Consider the following 6,257-nt stretch of genomic DNA (forward strand, 5'->3'; position numbering starts at 1 on the left):
ATGTGCGTCGACGGTTCGCTGCCGACCGGCTCGTACAGGACGCCATCGCGGCAGACGACGGCCAGCTTGTTCTGCGCACCCGCCAGCGACATGCGCTTGGGTGCACTCGCACTCAGCGGAACGCGTTCGATGTTGCGAATGCGTTCGCGCAGCACGTCGTCGGGGAGTTGCTGCAGGCGGCCGCTTGCGGAAGGCGGTGTGCCGGGAGGGAGCAGCACCAGCGAGCCCGCCGATTCGGCCCCGAGGTATTCCAGCAGGGCGAACGCGTCGTCGCCCTTCAGCTTCGCGGCCTTTGTGAGCGTCTCGCGCAGCTTTTCTTCCGGCAGCAGGTTGTCGAAGTACCACTGGACGGCGCGATCGGACGCGCCGTCGAGGTGCTTGCGTCGAGCGCGGGGAAGGCCGGGCGCGAGGTCGAATGCGAGCGGATCGCTGACCCAGTTTTCGGCGTACTCGAAGCGCCAGATGTTGTTCTCGTCCGTGATGACGCCGACCTCGGTGTCATTCAGCCATGCAACGAGTTGACGCATGCGCTCAGGCCTTCGGCTTGCGAGTGGCGCGGGGCTTCAGCGGTCTCAGGCCGCCCTGGGCCTGGAGGGTCTCGAGGTGCGGCAAGGCAGAGGAGGGGATCTCGGCGCTCACCTCCACACCCAGGTCCTTCAGGACCTTGAGCGCCAGGCCGATCTGCAGCGTCGGCTTGCCGTGCTCCAGATCGGCGGCGAACTGCTTGCTGACGCCCGCGAGTCCGGCGAAGTCATCGATGCGCACGTTCGACACCCGGCGCATCGCACGGACGACGAGTCCGAGATCGGTCGGGGACGAGATCTTGACCTTCATCAACAATTCCTGCGTTTGCAGGAATACTACGAGAATCTGTCTGGTTGCGTCAATCATTCCTGCGTTTGCAGGAATATTTCGCTTCAGCTCCGATGGTTGCGAAAAATACCTGCGACCGCAGGAATACGCTCACCCCTTCAACCAGGCAATCAACTCCCCATCGATCAACTGCTCGTTCAACTCCTCGTCCGACTGCGCAACGAACTTGCGCAGGTTGCGGATCGCCTTGAAGCCGGTGTTGCCGAACTGGTCGCCGATGCGCTCGAGGAACGGGAAGGTCGAGCCCTGGTTGGAGATGCCGAGGAACAGGAAATAGACCTGGTCCTGCCGCTGCTCCGATTCGCGCAGTACGCGCATCGTGCGCTCCTTGTCGGCGTTGTCGCCGTCGGTCGCGACGATCACCAGCGAACGCTTCTTCGCGACCGGGATGATCTCGTCCTTCTGCCCCATCAAGCGACCGAAGAAGCCCGCCTTCTTCTCGATCGGGCCGGCCCAGCCGAAGTGCTTCAGCATGCGCTCCAGCAGGTGCGAGTAGTCGGTGCCGCCGTTCCAGCCCGGCACCTTCGCGATGATGTTGTTCGCGACGTAGCCGTCGTAGTTGCYCGCGTCGACCGAGCCCACGTCGTGCACGCCGTTCGCACCGGACGAGAAGGTGAAGACATCGACCTTCCTGTCCGGATCGAACGCCAGGCCCCAGGGCACCAGCCGCGTCAGCAGCTGGTCGGTGATGCCGGCGCGGTGCTCGTCCTCGAACGAGCCGGAGACGTCCAGGCCGAAGCCGACCTCCAGTGCCGGTGGTTTCGTGACGCCGGCCTTCTCCAGGCTCAGGACCAGCGTGCGGGCGGACTTCTCAAGGTTCAGGGTCAGGGCCATCAGAGGGCTCGCTTCAGGGTTTGCAGAAGGTCGTGGAGTTTCTCGGCCGCGAGGAAGCGCTGCGTCTCGCTGGGCCGCGAGGCCAGGCCGGCCAGCTGCGCGTGGACCGCGGGCAGCTTCAGCAGCACGCCGTCCTGCACCCAGGTCATCAGCTCTTGCAGGCGGCTCGCGTCCTGCTCCAGGTGCAGGCGGTGCTCCTGGAGCATCGCCTGCGATCCGGTCAGCGACGTGATGCGGGCCAGCAGCAGCCCGCCCGTCTCGGGGCCGACGTGGTCGAGCAGGTATTCGGCGGCCAGCGCGCTCGCTTCCAGCCGCTGGCCACAGGCCTGCACCGGTTGCTGCAGCAGGCCGATTGCCTGCAGCTGATCGGACAGCGCCGCGCGCGAGGCGCCGAGCAGCGCCTCGAGCTGCGTGACCTCGGCTTCGTGCCCCGCCCAGACGGCCGCGGCCGGCTTGCGGAAGAAGCCGCCGTCCAGCGCTTCGAGCACGTCCGACAGCAGCTCGTGCAGCCGGCGCAGGTGCTGCGGCACGCTGCGCGTCGTGGCCTCTTGCGCGAGCTGCAGGCGCTGGCGGATCAGCGCGGCGAGTTCTTCCTGCTCCGGCATGCCGAAGCGCAGCCAGCCGGTGGCATCGAGGCTTTGCGCATGCACGCCCGCCAGCACGCCCTGCGTGCGCTGCAGCGCGGCGGTGTCGACATGAGGGAAGCGGCGCACCAGCTCGGCCAGCGGCACCTCGACCGGCTTGCGCTGCACGCCGGGCAACGCGGAGGCCGCGAAGACCGGCGGCGCGACGACCGGGCTCGCAGGCACCGAGGGCATCGCCGTGACGGGCCGCGCGGCGCCCGGCAACACCGTCGGCTTGACGGGCTCAGGCACGCCCGCCCCACCGATCACGGTGACCTTGATGTTCATGCCTCAGGCGACATTTCAGGAGAAGTGGCCCAGCACCTGGTTGAAGTCGCTGTTGAAGCCGACGCCGACGCCGACGAAGGACGAGCCCGAGGCCTCGACCATGATCGAGCCCATCTGCACGCCGACGAACTCGCCGAACTGGTCGGACAGGCTCACGTTCAGCAGCTCCTTGCCGAGCGCGTTCTCGACGACGACACGCGCGTTGCGCACGGTGCGGAAGCTCCGACCGGAGCCTTGCGGATGGATCATCGCGACCAGCGGGATCTCGATCACGCCGGCCGCCGGCGGGGCCAGGCGATCGGGCTGGATCGACACCCACTCGTCGTCGCCGGTGGCCAGGCCGTCGGTCGCGTCGGGGCTGTGGACCAGCGCGCCGCCGTGCACCGAGAAGGTCTTGTCGGCATTCAGCGGCAGCGTGCCGGTGGCCTGGCCGCGGATCGTGCGCTGCACGTTGTAGGTCGACAGGATGTCGCCGAAGTCGGACACCTTCGCGCCGCCGCCGGTGTTCACGGCCACCAGCGCGTGCAGGTCGATGTCGGTGTCGCCGTCCCAGGCCAGCCGCACCTTGAAGCGCTCGCCCTTGTCGAGCGACAGCGACAGCTTCGGGGCGGCATCGCCGGGCTTGGTCAGGTTCAGCTTGAGCGAGGGTGCGGTCATGGTGGCTCGTGGTGGTCAGCGGGTGTAGGTTTGGGCGGCGACGGTGGCAGCGGGGTTCATCTGCCTGCCGAGGCTCAGCATGTCCTGCCGGGCCTGCGCCATCAGCGCGCGGGCCTCGTCGAACTTGCGCTGGTTGGTGTCGCGTGAAGCATCGACCAGYGCGACCAGGCTCTGCGTGTCGGCCACCACCGACTGCAGCTGCTGCGCCTGCGCCAGCCGGTTGTTGCCCGGCGCGGTGGCGGCGGTCTCGACGACATCCTTCATCAGCTGGCTGCGCACATGGTTCAGGTTGCGATCGAGGTCGGCGCCCTGCTGGCCCAGGCGCTGCAGGTCCTGCACCATGCGCGCGCCGTGGATGGTCAGCAGCGTCATCTTGATGCTCGCGAAGCGCGAGGCCATCGTCGTCGCCAGCTCCTGCAGCGTCGCGACGCCGGCGTTCTGCAGCTGGCGGATCACGAGCTGGTCGGCCGGCAGCTTGGTCAGCGTGGCCTCGACGGCCAGCGCGCGCGATTCGAGCGACTGCAGCTTGTCGCGCACGTCGTGGCCGCGCTGCGGATCGCCGGCCAGCTCGGGCTCCATGGCGGCCACCTCGGTGCGTGCCTTGGCCAGCACGCTGTTCAGGAAGACGGCATCTTCGGCGAACGCGACGAAGCTCTTGCGGTACTCGGCCTTCACGGTGTCGAGGTGGCGCAGCTCCTCGTTGAGGCGGGTCATCTCGACGCGCAGCCTGGTTTCCATCGTGCCGATCAGATCGGACAGCGCCTTCGACCGGCCCGACGCGATGCGCGCCGCCTCTTCATAGGCCCGGTTGGCGGCCTGGCGCAGCGACTTCGGGTTGAAGATGCCGAGGATGCGGGCCAGCAGAGACGGCCGCGCGTTCAGGATGCGGTTGGCCAGCTCGGGCAGGTTCTCGTCCTGCACATGCTGGTTCAGCGATGCGACCAGCGTGAACAGCTGCGGCGAGGTGGCCTTGTCGATGCGCGAGAGAAAGCCGTCGAGCGTGCGGTTCAGCGCCAGCTCGGGCTCCACGCCCAGCGCCGCGATGTCGTGCTGCGAGATCTCGGCGAACTTGAAGGCGTCGACCCGGGCCAGCAGGCTGTCCTGCTGCTGCGGCGACAACGCCAGTGGAAAGTTCTGCGGCAGGCTCAGCTGCGGGTTCGTCGCCAGCGACGCCGGCGAGGTGGCCACGAGGGCGTTGGGGTCGGTCATGGGCGCCATTCTCATACAAGCGGTGCGGATGTAGGAGCACACCTACGGGGGAACCCCGCCTTCTCCGATGTCCCTCGCGCACAGGAGTCGCAGGATGGGAGCCCTGTTCCTGATCGAGCCTGAAAGGAGTTCCTCATGCCGACACCGCAGAAGACACTGATCGACCTGGAGAAGAAGTTCTGGCAGTCGATGGTGAACCAGGACACCGATACCGCGCTCGCGATGCTCAGCGAGCCTTCGCTGATGGTCAGCTCGCATGGCGCGATGAAATTCGACCACGCGGCCTATCGCAAGATGGCGGAGCAGGGCAACATGGTGGTCACCTCGTTCGAGCTGAGCGACGTGGAGGTGGTGTTCCCGAACGACGCGATGGCGATCGTGACCTACCGCGTCAAGCAGGACGTCGCGCCGCGCGGCGAGAGCAAGGCCACGCAGCAGGTGATGAACGACTCGTCGACCTGGGTGAAGAACGGCAGCGGCTGGCAGTGCGTGATGCACACCGAGACGCCGGCCGAGGCGGCGCCGACGAAGCACTGATGGCGCTCACGCGAGCGGCCCCGCGAGGGCCGTTCGCATGCAGGCGCTTGCGCTCAATCCGTCGGGCGTTTGTGCGCGGCCGACACGCGCAGGCCGACGAGGGCCGCCTGACGAAGGCCGAAATGAAGGATGCAGCCCAGAATTCGAGGATGAAATAGTGCGCCGCGCAAGGGATGCCGATGACCAGGGCGAAGAAGAGCAAGGCGATGGGTCTCAAGGGCGGCGCTCGCAGGTGAGAGGCCGGTGATTCCCGGCCGGCAGCGATTCTCGCAGAGCGCCTCTACACTTTCGCGCATGAACCTGAACATCGTCGTCTATTCGAAATCGGCCTGCCCGCAATGCGACTCGGCCAAGATGCTGCTGAGCTCCCGCGCGCTGGAGTTCAAGGAGATCCGCATCGATGACGAGGCCGAGCGCCTGGCGTTCTTCGAGAAGTGCGGGCCGTCGGTGCGGCAGATGCCGCAGGTCTTCATCAACGACCAGCGGGTCGGCGGGCTGACGGGGCTGCAGGCGGCGCTGGCGCAGCTCGGGCGGTGAGCGGCGATGCCGCCGCCCGGTCTCACATCCGCTCCCCCGGCAGCCGGCTCGCCTGCTCCACCCACGCGATGAACCGGGCCTCGTCCAAGGGCTCGTCCTCGCGGATGTGCAGGTAGCGCGTGTCCTTGCTCTTCGATTCGACCGGCGGCATGGGTTCCAGACGGGCGCCGCGGAAGAACGCCACCTTCACGTAGTTCGTGAACACGTGGAAGCTGAGGAACCAGCCCTGGCCCTCGATGCCATAGAAGGGGGAGTTCCACTTCACCGCCTTGTGCACGGCCGGCACCGCGCGAACGACCAGCTCGTCGATGCGGCGCCCCACGTCGCGCTTCCAACCCGGCATCGCGGCGATGAAGGCCTGCACGGGGGCATCGCCCTCTCCCTTCGGGATCTGCGGATTGCCGCCGGCCAGCAGGACAGGTGCGTTCATGGCCGTGAACCTTACCGGAAACTGCACCGCTGCGGAAAGTGACCACCCCATGAAAGAGGCCGCCCCGAAGGGCGGCCTGATGGGCCGTGCCGGGCTGGATCCGCCCCGGCGCCGGCTCGCGTTACAGCGAACCCAGGAAGGCCAGCAGGGCTTCCCGGTCGGTCTTGCTCAGCGCGATGAAGCGATCGCGGCTGGCCTTGCCTTCACCGCCGTGCCACACGATGGCTTCGGTCAGCGTGCGGGCGCGGCTGTCGTGCAGGTAGCCGACC

Annotated in this window: 10 protein-coding genes; 2 read left to right on the forward strand and 8 right to left on the reverse strand. The window is 67.5% G+C overall.

The features are described from left to right. From AC1D12_RS21660 to AC1D12_RS21685, 6 genes are all read right to left on the reverse strand, one after another. A partial coding sequence (locus tag AC1D12_RS21660) for a HipA N-terminal domain-containing protein (RefSeq protein WP_477842772.1) occupies positions 1 to 527 on the reverse strand: 527 nt, incomplete at its 3' end. Between the two features lie 4 nt (positions 528 to 531). Next, positions 532 to 834, reverse strand: coding sequence for a helix-turn-helix domain-containing protein (locus AC1D12_RS21665; protein WP_477826615.1), 303 nt, complete (start codon positions 832 to 834; stop codon positions 532 to 534). Positions 835 to 963: 129 nt separating this feature from the next. Beyond that, positions 964 to 1,707: a VWA domain-containing protein gene (locus tag AC1D12_RS21670; protein ID WP_477842774.1), complete on the reverse strand. Its 744-nt coding sequence runs from the start codon at positions 1,705 to 1,707 to the stop codon at positions 964 to 966. Beyond that, positions 1,707 to 2,618, reverse strand: coding sequence for a hypothetical protein (locus AC1D12_RS21675; protein ID WP_477826617.1), 912 nt, complete (start codon positions 2,616 to 2,618; stop codon positions 1,707 to 1,709). The genes AC1D12_RS21670 and AC1D12_RS21675 overlap by 1 nt, the downstream gene beginning before the upstream one ends. A gap of 15 nt (positions 2,619 to 2,633) precedes the next feature. Next, positions 2,634 to 3,275, reverse strand: coding sequence for a TerD family protein (locus AC1D12_RS21680; protein ID WP_047507069.1), 642 nt, complete (start codon positions 3,273 to 3,275; stop codon positions 2,634 to 2,636). A gap of 15 nt (positions 3,276 to 3,290) precedes the next feature. Continuing rightward, positions 3,291 to 4,484: a hypothetical protein gene (locus AC1D12_RS21685; protein ID WP_477826618.1), complete on the reverse strand. Its 1,194-nt coding sequence runs from the start codon at positions 4,482 to 4,484 to the stop codon at positions 3,291 to 3,293. Between the two features lie 135 nt (positions 4,485 to 4,619). Between AC1D12_RS21685 and AC1D12_RS21690 the strand changes: the two genes are divergently transcribed. Next, a complete protein-coding gene (locus AC1D12_RS21690) occupies positions 4,620 to 5,021 on the forward strand; it encodes a nuclear transport factor 2 family protein (protein ID WP_477826619.1) in 402 nt (133 codons plus the stop codon). Between the two features lie 294 nt (positions 5,022 to 5,315). Then, positions 5,316 to 5,558, forward strand: coding sequence for a glutaredoxin domain-containing protein (locus AC1D12_RS21695; RefSeq protein ID WP_465110572.1), 243 nt, complete (start codon positions 5,316 to 5,318; stop codon positions 5,556 to 5,558). Positions 5,559 to 5,580: 22 nt separating this feature from the next. Here the strand turns inward: AC1D12_RS21695 and AC1D12_RS21700 are convergent, their stop codons facing one another. Then, positions 5,581 to 5,988 carry a DUF1801 domain-containing protein gene (locus tag AC1D12_RS21700; RefSeq protein ID WP_047507058.1) on the reverse strand — a complete coding sequence of 136 codons (408 nt, stop codon included), beginning with the start codon at positions 5,986 to 5,988 and terminating at the stop codon, positions 5,581 to 5,583. A gap of 121 nt (positions 5,989 to 6,109) precedes the next feature. Then, positions 6,110 to 6,247 (reverse strand): di-heme oxidoredictase family protein, encoded by a 138-nt coding sequence (locus tag AC1D12_RS21705; protein ID WP_477842776.1) that lies wholly within the window; start codon positions 6,245 to 6,247, stop codon positions 6,110 to 6,112. Positions 6,248 to 6,257 lie beyond the last annotated feature (10 nt).

The sequence above is a fragment of the Rhizobacter sp. P1_G5 genome (genome assembly GCF_056405435.1).